Source organism: Streptomyces sp. S4.7 (assembly GCF_010384365.1).
Classification (GTDB): domain Bacteria; phylum Actinomycetota; class Actinomycetes; order Streptomycetales; family Streptomycetaceae; genus Streptomyces.
The window spans coordinates 3,853,012-3,873,338 of sequence record NZ_CP048397.1 but is presented as its reverse complement, the minus strand read 5'-3'; the positions used below and the strand labels follow the sequence as shown (position 1 = coordinate 3,873,338).

20 protein-coding genes are annotated in these 20,327 nt (G+C 72.1%); 7 read left to right on the top strand and 13 right to left on the bottom strand.

Translation table 11 applies throughout. The annotated features are described in order from the left end of the window. Window positions 1-18: 18 nt before the first annotated feature. The 7 genes from SSPS47_RS17205 to pdhA form a co-directional block, all read right to left on the bottom strand. Window positions 19-1,005, bottom strand: a complete 987-nt coding sequence (locus tag SSPS47_RS17205) for an NAD(P)H-quinone oxidoreductase (protein ID WP_164251871.1) — start codon at window positions 1,003-1,005, stop codon at window positions 19-21. A 145-nt stretch (window positions 1,006-1,150) separates the two neighbouring features. After that, a complete protein-coding gene (locus SSPS47_RS17200; RefSeq protein WP_343234925.1) occupies window positions 1,151-2,206 on the bottom strand; it encodes a potassium channel family protein in 1,056 nt (351 codons plus the stop codon). Between the two features lie 20 nt (window positions 2,207-2,226). Continuing rightward, a complete protein-coding gene (locus SSPS47_RS17195) occupies window positions 2,227-3,738 on the bottom strand; it encodes a molybdopterin molybdotransferase MoeA (RefSeq protein WP_164251869.1) in 1,512 nt (503 codons plus the stop codon). Then, entirely contained in the window at window positions 3,735-4,694 is a 960-nt protein-coding gene (locus tag SSPS47_RS17190; protein ID WP_164251868.1) for a DUF6457 domain-containing protein, read from the bottom strand. The genes SSPS47_RS17195 and SSPS47_RS17190 overlap by 4 nt, the downstream gene beginning before the upstream one ends. 133 nt (window positions 4,695-4,827) lie before the next feature. Then, window positions 4,828-6,264, bottom strand: coding sequence for a dihydrolipoamide acetyltransferase family protein (locus SSPS47_RS17185; RefSeq protein ID WP_164251867.1), 1,437 nt, complete (start codon window positions 6,262-6,264; stop codon window positions 4,828-4,830). Next, entirely contained in the window at window positions 6,264-7,295 is a 1,032-nt protein-coding gene (locus tag SSPS47_RS17180) for an alpha-ketoacid dehydrogenase subunit beta (RefSeq protein WP_164251866.1), read from the bottom strand. The genes SSPS47_RS17185 and SSPS47_RS17180 overlap by 1 nt, the downstream gene beginning before the upstream one ends. After that, window positions 7,292-8,473 carry a pyruvate dehydrogenase (acetyl-transferring) E1 component subunit alpha gene (gene pdhA / locus SSPS47_RS17175; RefSeq protein WP_164251865.1) on the bottom strand — a complete coding sequence of 394 codons (1,182 nt, stop codon included), beginning with the start codon at window positions 8,471-8,473 and terminating at the stop codon, window positions 7,292-7,294. Before pdhA ends, SSPS47_RS17180 begins: the two co-directional genes overlap by 4 nt. A 175-nt stretch (window positions 8,474-8,648) precedes the next feature. Here pdhA and SSPS47_RS17170 point away from each other — a divergent pair, with 175 nt between their 5' ends. Then, window positions 8,649-9,164 carry an Lrp/AsnC family transcriptional regulator gene (locus SSPS47_RS17170; protein ID WP_147873296.1) on the top strand — a complete coding sequence of 172 codons (516 nt, stop codon included), beginning with the start codon at window positions 8,649-8,651 and terminating at the stop codon, window positions 9,162-9,164. A 44-nt stretch (window positions 9,165-9,208) separates the two neighbouring features. On the opposite strand, the gene SSPS47_RS17165 is transcribed toward SSPS47_RS17170, so the two are convergent. Together SSPS47_RS17165 and SSPS47_RS17160 are read right to left on the bottom strand one after the other, a co-directional pair. Next, window positions 9,209-9,805 (bottom strand): TetR/AcrR family transcriptional regulator, encoded by a 597-nt coding sequence (locus tag SSPS47_RS17165; protein ID WP_147873295.1) that lies wholly within the window; start codon window positions 9,803-9,805, stop codon window positions 9,209-9,211. Next, window positions 9,802-11,334: a 3-hydroxyacyl-CoA dehydrogenase gene (locus tag SSPS47_RS17160; RefSeq protein ID WP_164251864.1), complete on the bottom strand. Its 1,533-nt coding sequence runs from the start codon at window positions 11,332-11,334 to the stop codon at window positions 9,802-9,804. The genes SSPS47_RS17165 and SSPS47_RS17160 overlap by 4 nt, the downstream gene beginning before the upstream one ends. 243 nt (window positions 11,335-11,577) lie before the next feature. On the opposite strand from SSPS47_RS17160, the gene paaN reads away from it, so the two are divergent. Continuing rightward, entirely contained in the window at window positions 11,578-13,287 is a 1,710-nt protein-coding gene (gene paaN, locus SSPS47_RS17155) for a phenylacetic acid degradation protein PaaN (RefSeq protein ID WP_164251863.1), read from the top strand. Between the two features lie 50 nt (window positions 13,288-13,337). Here paaN and SSPS47_RS17150 read toward each other — a convergent pair whose 3' ends face one another. From SSPS47_RS17150 to SSPS47_RS17140, 3 genes are read right to left on the bottom strand one after another with little or no spacing between them, the layout of a single operon-like run. Continuing rightward, a complete protein-coding gene (locus SSPS47_RS17150; protein WP_164251862.1) occupies window positions 13,338-14,090 on the bottom strand; it encodes a TrmH family RNA methyltransferase in 753 nt (250 codons plus the stop codon). Between the two features lie 34 nt (window positions 14,091-14,124). Then, a complete protein-coding gene (locus SSPS47_RS17145; protein ID WP_239064940.1) occupies window positions 14,125-15,399 on the bottom strand; it encodes an HTTM domain-containing protein in 1,275 nt (424 codons plus the stop codon). After that, complete coding sequence (locus tag SSPS47_RS17140; protein WP_164251861.1) at window positions 15,396-16,151, bottom strand: DUF5819 family protein; 756 nt, start codon at window positions 16,149-16,151, stop codon at window positions 15,396-15,398. The genes SSPS47_RS17145 and SSPS47_RS17140 overlap by 4 nt, the downstream gene beginning before the upstream one ends. Window positions 16,152-16,265: 114 nt before the next feature. Between SSPS47_RS17140 and paaA the strand changes: the two genes are divergently transcribed. From paaA to paaE, 5 genes are read left to right on the top strand one after another with little or no spacing between them, the layout of a single operon-like run. Next, on the top strand, window positions 16,266-17,288 hold the full coding sequence (paaA, locus tag SSPS47_RS17135; RefSeq protein ID WP_164251860.1) for a 1,2-phenylacetyl-CoA epoxidase subunit PaaA: 1,023 nt from the start codon (window positions 16,266-16,268) through the stop codon (window positions 17,286-17,288). Beyond that, entirely contained in the window at window positions 17,285-17,575 is a 291-nt protein-coding gene (gene paaB / locus SSPS47_RS17130; protein ID WP_069628646.1) for a 1,2-phenylacetyl-CoA epoxidase subunit PaaB, read from the top strand. The genes paaA and paaB overlap by 4 nt, the downstream gene beginning before the upstream one ends. Beyond that, window positions 17,572-18,354 carry a 1,2-phenylacetyl-CoA epoxidase subunit PaaC gene (paaC, locus tag SSPS47_RS17125; protein WP_164251859.1) on the top strand — a complete coding sequence of 261 codons (783 nt, stop codon included), beginning with the start codon at window positions 17,572-17,574 and terminating at the stop codon, window positions 18,352-18,354. Before paaB ends, paaC begins: the two co-directional genes overlap by 4 nt. After that, the gene (gene paaD, locus SSPS47_RS17120; RefSeq protein WP_164251858.1) at window positions 18,348-18,854 is read left to right on the top strand and encodes a 1,2-phenylacetyl-CoA epoxidase subunit PaaD; all 507 of its coding nucleotides are present in this window, start codon (window positions 18,348-18,350) and stop codon (window positions 18,852-18,854) included. Before paaC ends, paaD begins: the two co-directional genes overlap by 7 nt. Beyond that, window positions 18,855-19,919, top strand: coding sequence for a 1,2-phenylacetyl-CoA epoxidase subunit PaaE (gene paaE, locus SSPS47_RS17115; RefSeq protein ID WP_164251857.1), 1,065 nt, complete (start codon window positions 18,855-18,857; stop codon window positions 19,917-19,919). A 54-nt stretch (window positions 19,920-19,973) separates the two neighbouring features. On the opposite strand, the gene SSPS47_RS17110 is transcribed toward paaE, so the two are convergent. Continuing rightward, window positions 19,974-20,318, bottom strand: a complete 345-nt coding sequence (locus SSPS47_RS17110) for a rhodanese-like domain-containing protein (RefSeq protein ID WP_147873286.1) — start codon at window positions 20,316-20,318, stop codon at window positions 19,974-19,976. Window positions 20,319-20,327: the final 9 nt, after the last annotated feature.

Genomic DNA, 20,327 nt, shown 5'->3' with positions numbered 1-20,327 from the left:
CTCTTTCGACAGCGGCGGCTACGAGCGCAGCAGCAGGATCTTGCCCACGTGGTCGCCCGCCTCCAGGGCGGCGTGCGCCTCGGCCGCGTCGGGCATCGGGAACGTACGGTCCACCACGGGCCGCACCTGCCCGGCGCCGACCAGCGGCCAGACGTGCTCCCGTACCGCCGCGACGATCGAGGCCTTCTCACCGAGCGGACGCCCCCGCAGCGACGTGGCCGTGACGGCCGCGCGCTTGCCCAGCAGGGCTGCCAGGTTGAGTTCGCCCTTCACCCCGCCCTGGAGCCCGATCACGGCGAGCCGCCCGTTGACGGCCAGGGCCCGCACATTGCGGTCGAGGTACTTCGCGCCGACGATGTCGAGGATGACGTCGGCGCCCGCCCCGTCCGTGGCCTTCTTGAGCTCCTCGACGAAGTCCTGCTCGCGGTAGTCGATCAGGATGTCCGCGCCCAACTCGGCGCAGCGTGCCAGCTTTTCGGGCCCACCCGCCGTGACGGCGACCCGTGCGCCGACCGACTTGGCGAGCTGGATCGCCATCGTGCCGATGCCGCTCGCGCCGCCGTGCGCCAACAGCAGCTCGCCGGGGCGCAGATGGGCGATCATGAAGACGTTCGACCAGACGGTGCAGGTCACTTCGGGAAGCGCGGCGGCCGTCGCCAGGTCCATGCCGTCGGGCACGGGGAGCAGCTGGCCCACGGGAACGGCGACCTTCTCCGCGTAACCGCCGCCCGCGAGCAGCGCGCACACCTCGTCGCCGACCGACCAGCCCGAGGTCTCGGTGCCGGGGCCGAGCGCGGCGACGCGGCCCGCGCACTCCAGACCGGGGTACGGGGACGAGCCGGGTGGCGGGTCGTAGAAGCCCTGCCGTTGCAGCAGATCGGCGCGGTTGACCGCGCTCGCCACGACATCGACGAGGACTTCGCCCTCGGCGAGTACGGGATCGGGCACTTCGGCCCAGACGAGCGCCTCGGGGCCACCGGGTTCCGGAATCGTGATCGCATACATGGTCGGGAGGCTACCCCCCGGTCCTGTTCGTAGTGCCGGTACGGATTCCCTGTACTGGTACGACTCGCGGGGCCGGTACCGACTCGCGGAGCCCGGTGGCGGGGACAGCCGGCCGGGTTCCGGCGGCGGGGTTCCGGCGGCCGGATCAGTCCCCGTTGTTCTGCTCCGGGTTGGGATCGGCCCGCACGATCGTGATCAGCCGGTCGGTGAGCTGGAGCGGGCTGGCCGCGGGGTCGTCGTACCCGAGCAGGCGGTGCCCGCGCAGGACGCTGACCACCAGATCGTCCGTCTCCCGTACGCTCCGCCCCACCTCGGCCTTTATGACCGGCCGTTCGATGAGGTCGAGGCCGCTGCCCTGCTGGATCAGGTCCTCCATCACCGTGCCGGCGACGGGGCTGAGCACGGAGAGACCGAGCAGCCGGCCCGCCGCGCTGGCGCTGGTGATGACGGCGTCCGCGCCGGACTGGCGCAGCAGCGGCGCGTTCTCCTCCTCACGCACGGCAGCGACGATCTTCGCCCCGCGGTTGAGCTGACGCGCGGTCAGCGCCACCAGCACCGCGGTGTCGTCGCGCTGCGTGGCGATCACGATCTGCCGTGCCCGCTGGAGTTCGGCCCGCAGCAGCACATCGCTGCGGGTCGCGTCGCCGATGACGCCCACGAAACCGTCCGCGTTGGCCGCCTCGATCACCTTCGCGCTCGGGTCGACGATGACGATCTGGTCCTTCTTCAGCCCCGTGGCACAGAGGGTCTGCATCGCCGACCGGCCCTTCGTACCGAAGCCGACGATGACGGTGTGGTCACGCAAGTTGGACCTCCAGCGGTTCAGCCGCCACTCCTCCCGGGTGCGCTCCGTGAGGACCTCAAGAGTGGTGCCGACCAGGATGATCAGGAAGAGCACGCGCAGCGGCGTGACCAGCACGACGTTGATGAGCCGTGCCCCGTCGCTGTACGGGACGATATCGCCGTAACCCGTGGTGGAGAGGGTTACGGTGGCGTAGTAGACGGAGTCGAGGAAGTCGACCGAGTCGTCGGAGTTGTCGTGGTAGCCGGCGCGGTCGATCCAGACGATCAAGACCGTGACGGCCAGCACCCCCAGCGCCATCAGCAGTCGCTTGCTCACCTGCCGCAGCGGGCGGTCGACGATCCGCCGCGGCAGTTTCACCCGGCTGGTGACCAGGTGTTCATCGGCATGACGCGCCATCGCGTCCTGACCGGGAAGTTTCACGTGAAACACCCGTCATCGGTGGAGGCGGAGGCATCGGCCCAGGCCGCCCAGGGCAGGTCGAGGACTTCCAGCTCGTCTCCCTGGCGCGCGCCGCCTGGCGGCACGACCGCGAGTCCGTCGGCGACGGCGATCCCCCGCAGCATGGCGGGACCGTTGTAACGCAGGGGCACGAGCCGGTCGTCACGGTGGACGAAGGGCACGAGCCGGGTGTCGTACGGATGGCCGTGCACCTCGTCCCGTACAGGCGCGTGGTACGCGGGCTGTGGCACCCGCCCCCCGAGCGTACGCAGCAGCGGTTCGGCGAGTGTCAGCAGCCCCGAGACAGCGGCGAGCGGATTGCCCGGCAGACCCACCAGATGGCGGCCGGAGGCGAGCCTGGCCAGCAGCATCGGGTGGCCGGGGCGTACGGCGACACCGTCCACGAGCAGTTCGGCGCCCGCCCTGGCGAGCACGGGGTGGACATGGTCCACGGGGCCGGCGGCCGTACCGCCCGTGGTGAGGATCAGATCGGCCTCGGACTCGGTGACCGCGCGGAACAGGGCGTGGGCGTCGTCCGCGACACGGCGGGTGTCGATGGCATCCGCGCCGAGGGCCCGCAGCCAGGGCGCGATCATCGGGCCGAGCGCGTCGCGGATGAGGCCGTCGTGGGGCAGTCCGCGCACGAGCAGTTCGTCGCCGAGGACGAGGACGTCGACGGTCGGGCGGCGGGCGGTGAGCAGTTCGTCGTAACCGGCTGCGGCGGCCAGACCGAGCACCGCCGGGGTCACCACCGCGCCGGCGGGCAGGAGTCGGTCGCCGGAGCGGCACTCCTGGGCGCGCGGGCGGATGTCCTGGCCCTGGACCACCGCGCGTTCGGCGTGGAGATGGCCGGTGGAGTCCGTACGGGCGTGCTCGCTGCGGACCACGGCTGTCGCCTCGGGCGGGATACGGGCGCCGGTGGCGATCCGTACCGCCGTGCCGTCGGGGAGCGGGGTGGCGGCGGCGTGCCCGGCGAGTATGCCGGGGGTGGGCGTGGACCGGGTGACGGGCGTGGACCGGGTGTCCGCCGGGTCGTCGGGGCGGTCGGCCTCATCGACCTGATCGGGCTGTACGGACCAGGGGCCGGGTCCGGAGACCGCCCAGCCGTCCATCGCGGAGGTGTCGAACGACGGGAGGTCGGTGAGCGCGACCAGGGGCTCGGCGAGGACATGGCCCAGGGCCTGTTCGAGCGGTACGCGCCGGGTGCGGGCCGGGGCTTGCGCGGGGGCCGGGGCGGTGGCCGCCGACCGGCCGGACCGGGCGGCGATCGCGCGGGCCTCGGCCCACGGTGTGGCGCGGTGTCTGCGCGTACCGGACGCGGACTTCGGGGGCGCGGCGTCGCGGTTGGGGTTGGGGTTGGAGTCGCGGTCGTTGGGGGCGGAGGCGGCCCGGTCGGTGTCCGGCGCTTCGCCGGACCCCTCGTCCGGCTGCCTGGCGAACAGCGCGAGGACGTCCTCGACGCCGTCGACCTCGCGGTCCTGAGCCGTCATCCGGCGTCGGCCCCCTCGGCCCCGCCGCCGCCCCCGGACGCCGTGTCCGTACCGCTCTTGTCCCTACCGCTGCCGCCCGTACCGCTCTTGTTCGTCGTCCCGTCCGCCTCGTCGGCCCAGCGCAGGGCGAGCGCCGTGGCCTTCCGGGACGCCTCGGCCACCGCTTCCGGCCCTCCGCCCCCGGCGGCCGCGCGGCCCGCCGCGTACCCGACCAGGAAGGTCGTCAGTGGCGCGGCGGGCCGGGCGACACCGTGCGCGGCGTCGCGGGCGAGATCGAGGAGGTCTTTGATGTCGACGTCGAGCTCGAAGCCGAGTTCATCCTTGACTGCGGTGATCCATTCGTCCAGCACGGTCCCATGCTCCCTGATGCGTGCCCGCGCCGTGGAGATGTCTTCCCAGGTGTCGCAGTCGAAGGACGCGAGAGGGTCGGCATCCGCCGGGACACGGGCGAGGTCGAGTTCATGCGTCAGCAGTCGTAGCGGCAGCCCCACGAGGTTGCCGTGTTCGGCGGCGAGGAGGGCGATCTCACGGCGCAGCGGCTCCGTGCGGTACGCCGCGACCAGCGGCTGGTCGCGGCCGTCCGCGTCGACGAGCATCGCGCCCTCGCGCTCACCGTCCGCCGCGAGTACGTCCAGCAGCCGGACTGTCGTCTCCCGCTTCAGGAACGGCAGATCCGCGGACAGGACGAGCACCGTGTCCGCCTCGGCATGCCGAACCCCCGCGTCGAGCGCGGCGACCGGGCCACCGCCGGGCGGCTCCTCGCGCGCCCAGCGCACGGGCCGGATCGTGGGGCGCCGGCCGCCCACGACCACGGTGTGCCCGGCACCGCCGCACGCGCCGAGCACCCGGTCGAGCAGCGCCCGGCCGCCGACGCTGACGGCGGGTTTGTCGACTCCGCCGAGCCGCTTGGCGGCACCTCCGGCGAGCACGATGGCGTCATGGGCGGTCGTGGTCATGGCAGAAGTATGGTCCGCGATCGCGCGTCCCGGACCATGTGATGTCCGACCGTGATCTCCGGCCGCGATCCTGGACCGCGGCCGGGACTGCGGTCCGCGGTACGCGGCCCGCGGTGCGCGGTGCGCGGCCGTCCTACAACGTGCGCAGCAGCACCGCCGGTTGCTCCACGCAGTCCGCCACGTACCGCAGGAAGCCGCCCGCCGTGCCGCCGTCACACACCCGGTGGTCGAAGGTGAGGGAGAGCTGGACGACCTGGCGTACGGCCAGCTCGCCCCGGTGCACCCACGGCTTGGCGACGATGCGGCCGATGCCGAGCATGGCCGCCTCGGGGTGGTTGATGATCGGCGTGGAGCCGTCGACGCCGAACACGCCGTAGTTGTTCAGCGTGAACGTGCCGCCGGTCAGATCACCGGGCGTCAGCGTCCCCGACCTGCCCGCCTCCGTCAGGCGGGCGAACTCGGCGCTCAGCGACTCCGCCGAACGGCTCTGCGCGTCCCGTACGACGGGGACGACCAGTCCGCGATCCGTCTGGGCGGCGAAGCCGAGATGGACGTCGCGCAGCCGGACGATCTCCCTGGCCTCCATGTCCACCGTGGAGTTGAGCCCCGGGAACCGCGCGAGGGCGGCCGTGCAGATCCGCGCCAGCAGGGCGATGAGGGAGATCTTCGGGCCGCCCGCCGCGTTGGCCGCGGTCCTGGCCGCCATCAGCTCCGTCGCGTCCGCGTCGACCCAGCAGGTCGCCTCCGGGATCTCGCGCCGGCTGCGGCTGAGCTTGTCCGCGACCGCGCCCCGTACGCCGCGCAGCGGTACGCGCTCGGTGACGGCCCCGGCGGTGGAGGCACCGGACGTGCCGTTCACAGCGGGGGCGGGAGCCGGGGCGGGGGCCTGAGCGGGAGTCGGGGCGGGAGCCGGGGCGGCCTGCCCGATCCGCTCGATGGCCAGCTCGACGTCGCACCGCAGGATCAGCCCGTCCCGGCCCGAGCCCGCAAGCGCCCTGAGATCGAGCCCGTTCTGCCGGGCCAGCCGCCGTACCAGGGGCGAGATGACCGGAACGGGCCCCGACCGCTCGGGCACGGAAGCCGGTGCGGTCGCGGGCGTCGGTGCGGGCGCCGCCGCAGGTGCGGGTGCCGGATCGACGACCTCGGCGGGAGCCACGGAAACGACGGGTGAGGCGGCCGGGCGGACCCGGCGCCGCCGCGCGGCGGGCGCGCCCGTGCCGTATCCGACCAGCACATTGCCCGACGTCTCGGCCGGTCCGGTCCCGTTGCCCGCCGGGGCCGGCTGCGTACCCGAACCCGTGGCGGCGGCCGGCGCCGACTCGGACGCCCCCACCGCCACCGTCAGCAACGGCGCGCCGACCGGCAGCTCCGTGCCCTCCTCGCCGTACCGCGCGGTCACCACGCCCCCGTAGGGACACGGCACCTCCACCATCGCCTTGGCCGTCTCGACCTCGACGACCGGCTGGTCGATGGCGACGACGTCGCCGACCGCCACCAGCCAGCGGACGATCTCGGCCTCGGTCAGCCCCTCACCGAGATCCGGCAGCTTGAATTCGAGCACCTGGGCCATCAGCTGTCCGCCTCCCACTGAAGCCGCGCGACCGCGTCCAGCACCCGGTCCACACCCGGCAGATGGTGCTGTTCCAGCATCGGCGGCGGATACGGGATGTCGAATCCGGCGACCCGCAGGACCGGGGCCTCCAGATGGTGGAAGCACCGCTCGCTGATCCGGGCGGCGATCTCCCCGCCGGGCCCGCCGAAACCGTTGGACTCATGGACGACCACGGCACGCCCCGTGCGCCGTACGGAGGCGATGACCGTCTCGTCGTCGAAGGGCACCAGCGAGCGCAGATCCACCACTTCCAGGTCCCAGCCCTCCGCGCGCGCCGCCTCCGCCGCCTCCAGACAGACCGTGAGGGAGGGGCCGTACGTGACGAGCGTGGCGCTCAGTCCCGTCCGCCGCACGACGGCCCGGCCGATCGGCTCCACCGTGGCCGGCGCCTCGGGCGACCACTGCGCCTTCGACCAGTACAGCCGCTTGGGCTCCAGGAAGACCACCGGGTCGTCGGAGGCGATGGCGGCCCGCAGCAGCCCGTACGCGTCGTCGACCGTCGCCGGGGTGACGACATGCAGGCCGGGCGTCGCCATGTAGTACGCCTCGGAGGAGTCGCTGTGGTGCTCGACACCGCCGATCCCGCCGCCGTACGGCACACGGATGGTGATCGGCATCGGCAGCGCGCCCCGCGTGCGGTTGCGCATCTTGGCGACATGGCTGGTCAGCTGCTCGAACGCCGGATAGGCGAAGGCGTCGAACTGCATCTCCACGACGGGCCGCAGCCCGTACATGGCCATGCCGACGGCCGTCCCGAGGATGCCGGCCTCGGCCAGCGGTGTGTCCGTGCAGCGGTCCTCGCCGAACTCGGCGGCGAGTCCGTCGGTGACCCGGAAGACTCCGCCGAGCGCGCCGACGTCCTCTCCGAGGACGTGCACGGCCGGGTCCTCGGCCATCGCGTCGCGCATCGCGCGCTGCAACGCCTGCGCCATCGTGGCGGGCTTCGCCGCCCTGGCGGTCTTCGCGGCCGTGGCGGCAACGGTGGTCATCGCGCCTCTCCCTGTCCGCGTGCGTCGTCGGCCGGCTCGGCCGACGCGTCCAGCTCGGCCCGCAACTGAACGGCCTGCTCGTGCAGTTGCGAGGTCTGCTCGGCGTAGATGTGCGCGAAGATGTCCATGGGCTCCAGCTCCGGATCGGCGTTCATCCGGTCGCGCAGCCGCGCGGCCATCGCGTCGGCGTCCTCGGCCGCCCTTCTGATCCCGCCCTCGTCGAGCATCCCGCGCTCCGTCAGCTCGTGCTCCAGCAGCCGGACCGGGTCGTGCGCGCGCCACGCCTCGACCTCGGCGTCACCGCGGTAGCGCGTCGCGTCGTCCGCGTTCGTGTGCGCCTCGATGCGGTAGGTCACGGCCTCGATGAGCGTCGGGCCGCCACCGCTCCTGGCCCGCCGCACGGCCTCGGCGAGCACCGCGTGCACCGCCGGCGCGTCGTTCCCGTCGACCAGCCTGCCCGGCATTCCGTAGCCGACGGCCTTGTGGGCCAGCGACGGCGCCGCGGTCTGCTTGGCGAGGGGGACGGAGATGGCGAAGCCGTTGTTCTGCACGAGGAAGACGACCGGGGCATTCCATACGGCGGCGAAGTTCAGCGCCTCGTGGAAGTCGCCCTCGCTGGTGCCGCCGTCGCCGACCAGGGCGAGCGCGACCACGTCGTCACCCTTCAGACGCGCGGCGTGCGCCAGCCCCACGGCGTGCGGCAGCTGGGTGGCCAGCGGTGTGGAGAGCGGGGCGATGCGGTGCTCGCGCGGGTCGTAGCCCGTGTGCCAGTCGCCGCGCAGCAGCGTGAGGGCCTGGACGGGGTCGAGGCCGCGCGCCACGACGGCGAGGGTGTCGCGGTAGCTGGGAAAGAGCCAGTCCTGCTCCTGGAGCACCAGGGCCGCGGCGACCTCGCAGGCCTCCTGACCGGTGCTCGACGGGTAGACGGCCAGTCGGCCCTGCTTGGTGAGGGCGGTGGCCTGCGCGTTGAACCGACGGCCGCGGACCAGCTCCGCGTAGAGCCGCAGCAGCAGCTCGGGGTCGGCGTCCGCCACGGCTTCCGTACCCAGCACGCGGTACGGCTCGCGGTCGGGGAGCAACGGGGCGGGGTCCGTGCGGGGCTGCCACGCCGGGGGCGGGGTGGACCGGTGGACGACGGCACCCGGGGGCTCCTGGACCGTCGTGCTGCTCTTCTTCAACGCGTGCACCTCCTCATGGGAGCGGGCATGGGCGGCGCATGAGTGTGGTGCGCCTCACCTACCGATTGTTCGGTTGCCGAGCCATTTTGGCTACTGGCGGCTTCAGCCTGTGGACAAACGGTTCTGCACAGCCTGAGATGGGCACAAGGCGTCCACAAGCGGAGAGGTGGGGGACATGGCGGCTGAACAAATGGCCGAGGACTGGGAGCGCACCGGGCAGGAGCTCCCGCCCCGGCCGCTGGACGCGATCGACCGGGACATCCTGCGCATCCTGCAGACCGACGGCCGCGCCTCGATACGGTCCGTGGCCGAGCGTGTCCATGTCTCCCGTGCCAACGCGTACGCCCGGATCAACCGGCTCATCGAGGACCGTGTCATCCGCGGGTTCGGCGCCAGGATCAACCACGAACGGGCAGGTCAGGGCGCCTCCGCGTACATCACGCTCAAGATCGTGCAGAACTCGTGGCGCACCGTGCGCGAACAGCTCCAGGAGCTGCCGGGAGCCACGCACATCGCCCTGGTCAGCGGCGATTTCGACGTGCTGCTGCTGGTGCACGCCCCGGACAACCGGACACTGCGCGAGCTGGTCCTCACACGCCTCCAGTCGATCCCCGAGGTGCTGTCCACGCGCACCCTGCTGGTCTTCGAGGAGACCGACCTCGACCAGCAGGCTCCGCCGCCCGCGCCCTGACCGGGCGGCGGGCGTGCCCTGCCCCGCGAGGGCGCCCGGAAGCGCTACGCCGATTCCGTGCGGAGCCCGTCGAACGCCATCCGTACGACCGCCTCGGCCACCTGGTCGCTGTCGTAGCCGCCGGCCGACTGCGGGCGGTACCACTCCACCAGCGAGTTGATCATGCCGAAGAGCAGCCGCGTCGCCAGCCGGATGTCCATGTCCGCGCGGAGGTCCCCGTCGTTCGCCGCCGCCTTGAGCAGATCGGCGACCCGCTGGTCGAACTCCCGCCGCCGCTCCATCGCCCAGCGCTCGGTGTTGGTGTTCCCGCGCACCCGCAGCAGCAGCGTCACATAGGGCAGCTCCGCCATCAGGACCTCGACCGTGCGGCGCGTCACGTACTCGACGCGCTCGATGGCCCTGCCCCGCCCGGCGCCCGGCTCGTCGAGGATCCCGAAGAGGCCGTCGATGGCCCGGCTGACCGCGCGGCGCAGCAGTTCCTCCTTGCCCGCCACATGGTGGTAGATCGAGGACTTGGAGATACCGGCGGCTTTCGACAGATGTTCCATGGACGTGCCGTCGTAGCCGCGTTCGTTGAAGACGCCGACCGCGACGGTCAGCAGTGTCTCCGGGGTGTAGGTGTCCCGCTTGGCGGTCGTCATGAGCCCGCCCCTTCCGACGACGCGACCTCGGCGGCGGCGCGTCGGCGCAGCGCCTGCGAGGCGGCGTACCGGCCGGACGGATACTCCTCGTGCAGCCGCTCCAGCAGATACAGCGTGCGGTCGGCGCCCAGCTCCGCGCCCCAGTCGAGCGGCCCGCGCGGGTAGTTCACCCCGAGCCGCATCGCGGTGTCGATGTCCTCGGCCGCCGCGACGCCGCGTGCCTCGGCGTCGAGCGCGAAGTCGACGAGCATGGCGACCGTACGGCCCACGATCATGCCGGGGACGTCGGCGATCACACTGACCTGCTTGCCGAGCGCCTGGAAGAGGCCGACGGCCGTACGGAGGGACTCCTCGGCCACCGTGGCGGACGGCGCCAGGGCTATCCGCGTCGCGGTGCGGTAGTCGAGCGCGAGGTCGAAGTGGATCAGCCGGAGGTCGGAGTTGTCCGCGGCCTCGCCGTCCGTGAGGAAGAGCCGTGTGCCGCAGGGCAGTTCGAGCCAGCCGGGGAATCCGGGGACGGCGTCCTCCTTGCGCATGACCCCGATCCCGGCCTCTTCGATCAGCTCGGGCAGCACGCCCGCCGCGAACAGCTCGCCCTGGACGACCACGGACGACGGAGGGTCGGCGGGCGGCGCGGTGTGCGGTACGGGGGCGGGGGCGCCGTCCTCGTAGGAGAACCAGCCCCGGCCCGACTTGCGGCCGAGCCCGCCGGACTCGACGAGGCGCCGCTGGGCGAGCGAGGGCGTGAACTTGGCGTCCTGGTAGAAGGATTCCCAGACGGAGCGGGTGACCGCCTCGTTGACGTCCTGGCCGATGAGATCGGTCAGCTCGAAGGGGCCCATCCGGAAGCCGCCCGACTCGCGCAGGACGGCGTCGATGGTCGCGGGGTCGGCGGCCCGCTCCTCGTACAGGCGCAGCGCCTCGGCGTAGTAGGGGCGGGCGACGCGGTTCACGATGAAGCCGGGGGTGTCCGCGCAGCGCACCGGTGTCTTGCCCCACGCCGCCGCTGTCGCCCACGCGCGCGTGGCCGCCGTCTCGTCGGTCGCGTGGCCGCTGACCACCTCGACGAGCGGCAGGAGCGGCGCGGGGTTGAAGAAGTGCAGGCCGACGAAGCGGCCCGGGTGGCGCAGGGCGCCGGCGACGGCCGTGACGGAGAGGGAGGAGGTGTTGGTGGCGAGCAGGCAGTCGTCGGCGACGATGTCCTCCAGCGCGGCGAACAGCTCCTGTTTGACCGCCAGTTGTTCCAGCACGGCTTCCACGACGAGTGCGGCGTCGGCGAGTTCGGACAGTTCGGCGGCGGGGAGCAGCCGGGCCTTGGCGCTGTCGCGGGCCCCGGCGTCCAGCCTGCCCTTCTCGGCCAGCCGGTCGAGCCGGGCTCCGACGGCCTCGGCCGCCTGTTGGGCGCGGCCCGGCAGGGCGTCGTAGAGGCGCACCGGATGGCCGGCGACAAGGGCCACCTGGGCGATTCCCTGTCCCATCGTGCCGGTGCCGACCACCGCGACGACGCGGGAGCGCTCGATTGCAGTCATGAAACCGATCCTCCTGTATGAACTTCCGCCGCGGTACGGGACCTCCGCAAGGAGTCCGGTCCCGGGCGCCGATCCGCCGGAACTGACCGGAACGGAACCGTCCACGACGGCGGGAAGACACGGGTTTTCCACAGCCCCCCTTGTCCCGACCGATCGTTCGGTTACTCTAACTCTGTCCGTTGCCCGTGTCCCGCTGTCCCACTTGTCCCCCTCCCGCCCAGCTCGACGAGGAGTTGGTCAGTCATGGCCGCCCAGCTCAGCCCCCAGCAGCTCAACGAGAAGCACCGGCCCACGCTCGACCGGGCCCTCGACGCGATCCGTACGCGCGCCTACTGGTCGCCGCACCCCGAGCACCCGAAGGCGTACGGCGAGAGCGCGCCGGCCGACGGCCTGGCCGCGTTCAAGGCTCTGCACGGCACCCGTATCGACCTGGACCAGCCGGGCACCGACGGCTGGACGGGCGGCGAGAGGTCGCCGTACGGCCCGGAGCTCGGCGTGGAGTATCCGCACGCGGACGTGGACGTCCTGCTGCCCGCCATGCGCGCGGGCATGGGCGCCTGGCGCGCGGCGGGACCCGAGACGCGCGCCCTGGTCAGCCTGGAGATCCTGGCCCGGATCAGCGCCCGCACCCACGAGTTCGCCCACGCCGTGATGCACACCAGCGGCCAGGCCTTCATGATGGCGTTCCAGGCGGGCGGGCCGCACGCGCAGGACCGCGGTCTGGAGGCGGTGGCGTACGCGTATCAGGAGCAGACCCGCACCCCCGCCGAGGCCGACTGGTCGAAGCCGCAGGGCAAGCGCGATCCCCTGGAGCTGCGGAAGTCCTTCGCCGCCGCGCCGCGCGGCGTCTCACTGCTGATCGGCTGCAACACCTTCCCCACGTGGAACGGCTATCCGGGCCTGTTCGCCTCGCTGGCCACCGGCAATCCGGTCCTCGTCAAGCCGCACCCGCGCGCGGTGCTGCCCCTCGCCCTCACGGTGCTGGTGGCCCGCGAGGTCCTCGCCGAGTCCGGCTTCGACCCGAATCTCGTCGCGCTGGCCGCCGAGCGCCCCGGCGAGGGCATCGCCAAGACCCTGGCGGTCCGGCCCGAGGTCAGGATCATCGACTACACGGGGTCCACCGCCTTCGGCGACTGGCTGGAGACCAACGCCCGCCAGGCGCAGGTCTACACGGAGAAGGCCGGCGTCAACACGGTCCTCGTGGACTCCACCGACGACTACAAGGGCATGCTGGCCAATCTGGCCTTCTCGCTCTCCCTCTACAGCGGCCAGATGTGCACCACCCCGCAGAATCTGCTCATCCCGCGCGACGGCATCACGACGGACGCGGGCCCGAAGTCGTACGACGAGGTGGTCGCCGACCTGGCGGCCTCGGTGAGCGGTCTGCTCGGCGACGACGCCCGCGCCAACGGTCTGCTGGGCGCGCTGGTCAACCCGGACGTGAAGGCGAGGCTGGACGCCGCCGCCGATCTGGGCGATGTGGCGCTCGCCTCACGCGAGATCGCCAACCCGGACTTCCCGGACGCGGTGGTACGCACACCGGCGATCGTGAAGTCCGACGGCTCGCGCAAGCAGTGGGACGCGGCGGCAGGGGGGAACGGCTCCGAGGCGCCGTATCTCGCCGAGTGCTTCGGCCCGGTCTCGTTCGCCGTCGCCGTGGACTCGACCGAGGAGGCGCTGGAGCTGCTGCGCCGCACGGTGCGCGACAAGGGCGCGATGACGGTCGGCGCGTACACGACCTCGGCGGAGACGGAGCGCGCCGTCGAGGACGTCTGTCTGGAGGAGCTGGCCCAGCTCTCGCTGAATCTGACGGGCGGCGTCTATGTGAACCAGACGGCTGCCTTCTCCGACTTCCACGGCTCCGGCGGCAACCCGGCGGCGAACGCGGCGCTGTGCGACGCGGCCTTCGTGGCCAACCGCTTCCGCACGGTGGAGGTCCGCCGCCAGGGCTGAGGCCCGGACACGATCCGGGGCCCGGCCGTCCAACGGCGGCCGGGCGCGGGTCAGTTCGGACCGCCCCAGTGGAAGAGGGTCATGGCCACGCTGGTGGCGAGGTTGTAGCTGGAGACCTGGGGCCGCATCGGCAGGGCCAGCAACGCGTCGGCCCGCGCCCGCAGTTCGGGGGAGAGCCCGTGCCGTTCGGAGCCGAAGGCCAGCAGCGCGTCGTCGGGGACGGTCACCGAGCGGATGTCGTCGCCCTCCGGAGCCAGCGCGTACAGCGGGCCCGGGGGGAACGCGTCGAGGGTCAGCCGCTCCACCGCGGTGGCGAAGTGCAGCCCGGCGCCCGCGCGGACGGCGTTCGGATGCCATGGATCGAGATCCCCGGTCGTCACCACCCCCGTCGCCCCGAAACCGGCCGCGAGCCGCACCACGGCACCGACGTTCCCGAGATTGCGCGGATTGTCGAGCACGACGACCGGCGAGCGCCGGGGCGCCGCCGCCAACGCGGCCAGATTGTCCGTGCGCCCCCGCCTGACGGCCAGGGCCATCACCCGCGTGGGGTGCACCTTCGGCACCAGCTGCCGCAGTGCCTCCGCCGGCACTTCCACGACGGAGCGCCGCAGCGTGCCGGTCAGATCGTCGGCGAGTTCGGCCGCGAGGGCGAGCACGGACTCCTTGTCGCTCGTCAGGGCCACCCGCACCTCCGCCCCGAACCGCAGCGCGTGCTTCAGCGCGTGGAAGCCGTCGAGCACCACCGCGCCGGGGGCGCTCTCGTGCCACAGCCGCACGGCGCCCCCGGGATCGACATCGTTCATCGCGCCAGCGTAGGCGGGCCGACGGAGCCGGCCGTCACCGGACGAGCGAAGGGTCCGCGCCGGCGGCGTCGGAGCCGGTATCGGTAGCGGAGTCGGTGCCCGGCTTCCCGGAGTCGTCCCCCCGGCGCCCGTCCGGCCCGGTGGCGCCCGGCGTCCGCTGGGGGAGCAGCCGCGCGCTCCTCGCCGCCATGTCCCCGACGCGCACGAGCAAGTTCGTCGGCAGGAAGACCGCGTCGGCGGCGATCATGGCCAGCGAGAAGAACGGCAGCCCGAGCAGCAGGGCGATACCCGCGTGCTCCAGCATCATCGCCACCAGCAGGACGTTCTTGACGCGCCGGTTGAAGAGTGTGAACGGGAAGGCGACCTGCACCATGACCGTGCCGTACGTCAGCACCATCACCATCACGCCGCTGGACGCCAGGATGTCGGAGAGAGCGGGCCAGGGCGCGAAGTAGTCCAGATTCAGCGGGTAGTACAGCGCGGTGCCGTCCTGCCAGCGCGAGCCCTGGATCTTGTACCAGCCGGCCGTGGCGTAGATCAGACAGACCTCGACCATGATCACGACGAGCGTGGCGTTGTGCGTGAGGTTCGCGAGGACGTCCAGCAGCGCGCGCGGCTCGCTCCTGGGCGCGTAGCGGTTGACCGCCCACCAGACCCCCTGCGAGATCCACAGCGTCCACAGCAGCGCGATCACCCACCACTCGCCGCCGGTGGAATCCAGCAGCGTGCCCAGCAGGGCCACGCCGAGCACCACCCACAGCACCGGCCCGACCCGGTCGGCGGGCGCGGTCCCGCCGGACGCCACGACGCGCTCGGCGCGGGCCTGTCGGCGGGCGTCCAGCGACCAGACCTGGCCGCAGCGCGTGAGGACGAGGTAGATCGCCATCAGATGGATGACGTTGTCGCCGCCGTCACCCATGAAGATGCTGCGGTTCTGGAGGGACAGCGCGCCCACCATGAAGAGCACCGACATGGTGCGGGTGCGCCAGCCGAGCATCAGCAGGGCGCTGGAGAGTACGGCGACGGCGTACACGATCTCGAACCAGACGCCGCTGTCGGACCACATCAGTGTGGTGAACGCGCCGTTTCCCGCGATCAGTTGCTGGGCCATGTCCCAGCTCCACGGGCTGCCGGGCCCGTACAGCTCACGGCGGTTCGGCAGCTCACGCAGCAGGAACAGCAGCCAGGCGGCGGCGAAGCCGATGCGGACGACGGCGCTCTGGTAGGGGCCGAGGGACCGGGACGTGACGCGCTGGAGGGCGAGCGCGGCCTTGCGGTCGACGGACAGCTCGTGGGCGGGGCGGCTCATCGGCGGGCCTCCGTACGGGCGTCGTCGCGCGCGCCGTTGCCCACGCCCTCGTTCCGGACGCCTTCGGGCAGGTCGTCCGAGGTCACGGTCCACCAGGGGAAGAGCCGGTGGCCGGGCTTCGTGCTGATCTTCTCGTCGCTCCACGGGGGCGCCGCGACCGCCCGTGTGACGGACCTGAGCTGGATGCGTTCGACGGGACCGCCGAGGTCGTGCGCCTCCAGCCGCAGCATCACTATCCGGCGTATGTAGCTCTCGGAGAGCTGCCCGCGCAGACCGTTGGGGCGGGCCTTCTCGTCGTGGGAATCGACGTAGAAGTCCCAGCCCCTGCGCAGCTCGTTCTGGTCGACATGGCTGGGGAGGAGGTTGCCGCGGATCGCCCTGGCGTCCTCCTCTGTGAGGTTGATCCAACCGGTCGTGCCGCGCGATCCGTCCGTCCGGTCCACCTCGGCACGGACCTCGACGGCGATGTTCTGCTGGAGGGGGTTGGGCGCGAAGAGTTTCCAGTTCTGCTCGAACTCCGGAAACACCCAGTCGCCCACTTCCTCGCCGTACTCCTTGGAGACCGTGTTGTCGGGCGCGACGTGCAGGAACACCATGGCCACATGGCCCACGGCGAACAGTCCGACGACCGCGAGGGCGATGGCGGCGACCACTTGGTACGGGAAGGAGAGGCCGGCTATCCCCCTCGGTGGACCCGCTGGTGGACCCGGTTCTGGTGCCGGGTTCTCACCCTTGGCGTCGTACGAATCCATCCCGCCCCGATCCCCGTCTTTCCACAGTCGGTTATCCACAGGGTTGACACCCTACGGGCCGCCGACCGACCATTGAAGTCAATGAACCGAACGATCGGTCGGTAGGGGGCTCGGATGACGGCAGTGACCGCGGGGACGGCTGTGGAGGCAACGGTGGAGACGACGGCAGAGGAAGCCGAGGCGGCGTTCGACGCGGCCGTGGCCGCCGACGAGCGCATCGAGCCCCGCGACTGGATGCCGGAGGCCTACCGCGCATCGCTCGTCCGCCAGATGGCCCAGCACGCGCACTCGGAAATCATCGGCATGCAGCCGGAGGCGAACTGGATCACGCGCGCGCCCTCGCTGCGGCGCAAGGCGATCCTGATGGCCAAGGTGCAGGACGAGGCGGGACACGGGCTGTATCTGTACAGCGCGGCGGAGACCCTGGGCACGAGCCGTGACGAGCTGCTGGACAAGCTCCACGCCGGCCGCCAGAGATATTCGTCGATCTTCAACTATCCGACGCTGACCTGGGCGGACGTCGGCGCGATCGGCTGGCTCGTGGACGGCGCCGCGATCACGAACCAGGTTCCGCTCTGCCGCTGCTCCTACGGCCCGTACGCCCGTGCGATGGTCCGTATCTGCAAGGAGGAGTCGTTCCACCAGCGGCAGGGGTACGAATCGCTGCTCGCCCTGAGCCGTGGCACCCCCGCCCAGCACGAGATGGCGCAGGACGCGGTGAACCGCTGGTGGTGGCCGTCGCTGATGATGTTCGGCCCCCCGGACGACGAGTCGGCGCACTCCGTGCAGTCGATGATCTGGAAGATCAAGCGGCACTCGAACGACGAACTCCGCCAGCGGTTCGTGGACATCTGCGTCCCCCAGGCCCAGACGCTCGGTCTCACGCTCCCCGACCCGGACCTGAAGTGGAACGAGGAGCGGGGCCAGCACGACTTCGGGGCGATCGACTGGACCGAGTTCCGGGAGGTCCTGAAGGGCAACGGCCCCTGCAACGAACAGCGGATCGGCCAGCGGCGCCGTGCCCACGAGGAAGGCGCGTGGGTGCGCGAGGCGGCGACGGCGTACGCGGCGAAACACGCCGGGAGGAGCACGGCCGAGGACGCGGCCGGGCACGTGGAGAAAGAGGCGACGGCATGAGCGGATCGACCCAGTGGCCTCTGTGGGAGGTGTTCGTCAGGTCCCGCCGCGGGCTGTCGCACACGCACGCGGGAAGCCTGCACGCCCCGGACGCCGAGATGGCCCTGCGCAACGCGCGCGATCTCTACACCCGCCGCAGCGAGGGGGTGTCGATCTGGGTGGTCCCCTCCGCCTCGGTCACGGCCTCCTCACCGGACGAGAAGGACTCCTTCTTCGAACCGGCCGGTGACAAGCCGTACCGCCACCCGACGTTCTACGAGATCCCCGAGGGGGTGCGTCACCTGTGACCGGCACCCCGACCCGGACCGGGACCGACACCGCGGCCCTCGCCCTCGCCGACGACGCGCTGATCCTGTCGCACCGGCTGGGGGAGTGGGCGGGACACGCGCCCGAGCTGGAAGAGGACGTGGCCCTCGCCAACATCGCGCTGGACCTGCTGGGCCAGGCCCGCATCCTGTACTCCCTCGTGGGGGACGAGGACGAGCTGGCCTTCCTGCGCGAGGAGCGCGCCTTCCGCAATCTCCAGCTGGTCGAGCAGCCGAACGGCGACTTCGCGCACTCGATCGCGCGCCAGCTCTACTTCTCCACCTGTCAGCGGCTCCTGTACGGCGCCCTGGCGGCCGGTGACGGTCCCTTCTCCGGGCTCGCCGCCAAGGCCGTGAAGGAAGTCGACTACCACCAGGACCACGCCGAGCAGTGGACGCTGCGGCTCGGTGACGGCACCGCCGAGAGCCATGAGCGGATGCAGCGGGCCTGTACGGCGCTGTGGCGCTTCACCGGCGAGATGTTCGAACCTGTCGTGGGCGAGGATGACGGCGCCGGCGGCAGCGACGCGGGGAACGGGCCGGACGGGCTGGGCGGCGTCAACAGGCAGGAGCTGGAGGAGAGTTGGCTCTCCTCGATCACCGCCGTGCTGGAGCGCGCGACGCTGACCGTGCCCGACGGACCGCGCTCCGGGGCCTGGGCGGCGGGCGCGGGCCGGCAGGGCCTGCACACCGAATCGTTCGGCCGGCTGCTCGCCGAGATGCAGCACCTGCACCGCAGCCACCCGGGGGCGTCATGGTGACCGACACGGGCCGACCGACCGCGCTGGAGAGCGAACTGCGCGCGCTCGCCGGTTCCGTGCCCGACCCGGAGCTGCCGGTGGTGACACTGGAGGAGCTGGGCGTGCTGCGCGCCGTTCATGTCTCGGCCCCCGGCCGGGTCGAGGTCGAGCTGACCCCCACCTACACCGGCTGCCCGGCGATCGAGACGATGTCGTCGGACATCGAGCGGATCCTGCACGACCACGGGATACCGGACGTCTCCGTCGTCACGGTGCTCTCCCCCGCCTGGTCGACGGACGACATCAGCGCCGAAGGACGGCGCAAGCTCGCGGACTTCGGCATCGCACCGCCCCGCCCGCACAGCACGGACGGGCCGGTGCCGCTCACCCTCGCCATCCGCTGCCCGCACTGCGGCTCGACGGACACCGAGCTGCTGAGCAGGTTCTCCTCGACCGCGTGCAAGGCGCTGCGCCGCTGCGCGGCCTGCCGTGAACCGTTCGACCACTTCAAGGAGTTGTAGATGTTCCATCCGCTCCGTGTCAGCGAGGTCGAGCGGCTCACGGACGACTCGGTGACCGTCACCTTCGCCGTGCCGCCCGAGCTGAACGAGACGTTCCGGCACACACCCGGACAGCACGTCGCGCTGCGCCGGGTCGTGAACGGCGAGGAGATCCGCCGTACGTACTCGATCTGCACGCCCGCCGGTGAGCGCCCCGTGCTGCGGGTGGGTATCAGGCTGGTCGAGGGCGGCGAGTTCTCCACGTACGCCCTCAAGGAGCTCGCCGTGGGCGACACCGTGGACGTCATGGAGCCGACCGGCCGCTTCCGCCTGGAGCCGCGCGCCGGACACTTCGTCGCGATCGTCGGCGGCAGCGGCATCACCCCGGTGCTGTCGATCGCCTCGACGCTCCTCGCGCGGCAGCCGGACGCCCGGTTCTGTCTGATCCGCAGCGACCGCACGGTGGCTTCGACGATGTTCCTGGAGGAGGTCGCGGACCTCAAGGACCGCCATCCGGACCGCTTCCAGCTGGTCACGGTGGTCTCCAGGGAGGAGCAGCAGACCGGGCTCCCCTCGGGCCGACTGGACGAGGAGCGGCTGGCGGGTCTGCTGCCCGCGCTGCTCCCGGTGGAGAGCGTCGACGGCTGGTTCCTGTGCGGTCCGCTCGGTCTGGTCATGGGCGCGGAGCGGGCACTGCGCGCCCTCGGCGTCCCCCGGAAGGTGATCCACCAGGAGATCTTCCACATCGACGACGGCGCGCCGGGCGTGACCACGCCCGCCAGGACCGCCGCCGCGTCGGCCGCGCCCGGAGGCAGCAAACTCACCGCGACGCTCGACGGCCGCTCCGGCAGCTGGCCCGTCCAGGACGGGGACTCCCTGCTGGAGACGGTGCTGCGCAGCCGGGCGGACGCGCCGTACGCCTGCAAGGGGGGCGTCTGCGGGACCTGCCGGGCCTTCCTCGTCTCGGGCGAGGTGCGGATGGACCGCAACTACGCCCTGGAGCCGGAGGAGACGGAAGCGGGCTACGTACTGGCCTGCCAGTCCCATCCGGCCACCGCCGAGGTCGAGTTGGACTTCGACCGCTGACCCGGGGCCCCCGCCCGGTCTACTGGGCGGGCCCCCGGCGCGGCCGACGGTTCGTCAGAGAACCAGCGCGGGGCTGCCGTTGTCGGTGACCATCGGCCGGCCCGCGCCGTCCCAGGCCAGCATCCCGCCGTCGATGTTCGCCGCGTCGACGCCCTGCCCCACCAGATACTGCGTGACCTGCGCGGACCTGCCGCCGACCCGGCACATGACATAGGCCCTGCGCCCGTCGGCCACCGCCTCGGTCACCTCACCGAAGCGTCCGACGAACTCGCTCATCGGGATGTGCAGCGCGCCCTCGACATGGCCCGCCGCCCATTCGTCGTCCTCCCGGACGTCGAGCACCAGGGCGTCGGACGGGACTGCCGCGACATCCACCGTGGGCAGCTGGGCGAAACTCATGTGATGCGC

Coding starts and splice junctions, on each gene's coding strand:
- SSPS47_RS17205 (WP_164251871.1), bottom strand. CDS start 1,005: ATGTATGCGATCACGATTCCGGAACCCGGTGGCCCCGAGGCGCTCGTC.
- SSPS47_RS17200 (WP_343234925.1), bottom strand. CDS start 2,206: ATGGCGCGTCATGCCGATGAACACCTGGTCACCAGCCGGGTGAAACTG.
- SSPS47_RS17195 (WP_164251869.1), bottom strand. CDS start 3,738: ATGACGGCTCAGGACCGCGAGGTCGACGGCGTCGAGGACGTCCTCGCG.
- SSPS47_RS17190 (WP_164251868.1), bottom strand. CDS start 4,694: ATGACCACGACCGCCCATGACGCCATCGTGCTCGCCGGAGGTGCCGCC.
- SSPS47_RS17185 (WP_164251867.1), bottom strand. CDS start 6,264: ATGGCCCAGGTGCTCGAATTCAAGCTGCCGGATCTCGGTGAGGGGCTG.
- SSPS47_RS17180 (WP_164251866.1), bottom strand. CDS start 7,295: ATGACCACCGTTGCCGCCACGGCCGCGAAGACCGCCAGGGCGGCGAAG.
- SSPS47_RS17170 (WP_147873296.1), top strand. CDS start 8,649: ATGGCGGCTGAACAAATGGCCGAGGACTGGGAGCGCACCGGGCAGGAG.
- SSPS47_RS17165 (WP_147873295.1), bottom strand. CDS start 9,805: ATGACGACCGCCAAGCGGGACACCTACACCCCGGAGACACTGCTGACC.
- SSPS47_RS17160 (WP_164251864.1), bottom strand. CDS start 11,334: ATGACTGCAATCGAGCGCTCCCGCGTCGTCGCGGTGGTCGGCACCGGC.
- paaN (WP_164251863.1), top strand. CDS start 11,578: ATGGCCGCCCAGCTCAGCCCCCAGCAGCTCAACGAGAAGCACCGGCCC.
- SSPS47_RS17150 (WP_164251862.1), bottom strand. CDS start 14,090: ATGAACGATGTCGATCCCGGGGGCGCCGTGCGGCTGTGGCACGAGAGC.
- SSPS47_RS17145 (WP_239064940.1), bottom strand. CDS start 15,399: ATGAGCCGCCCCGCCCACGAGCTGTCCGTCGACCGCAAGGCCGCGCTC.
- SSPS47_RS17140 (WP_164251861.1), bottom strand. CDS start 16,151: ATGGATTCGTACGACGCCAAGGGTGAGAACCCGGCACCAGAACCGGGT.
- paaA (WP_164251860.1), top strand. CDS start 16,266: ATGACGGCAGTGACCGCGGGGACGGCTGTGGAGGCAACGGTGGAGACG.
- paaB (WP_069628646.1), top strand. CDS start 17,285: ATGAGCGGATCGACCCAGTGGCCTCTGTGGGAGGTGTTCGTCAGGTCC.
- paaD (WP_164251858.1), top strand. CDS start 18,348: ATGGTGACCGACACGGGCCGACCGACCGCGCTGGAGAGCGAACTGCGC.
- paaE (WP_164251857.1), top strand. CDS start 18,855: ATGTTCCATCCGCTCCGTGTCAGCGAGGTCGAGCGGCTCACGGACGAC.
- SSPS47_RS17110 (WP_147873286.1), bottom strand. CDS start 20,318: ATGAGTTTCGCCCAGCTGCCCACGGTGGATGTCGCGGCAGTCCCGTCC.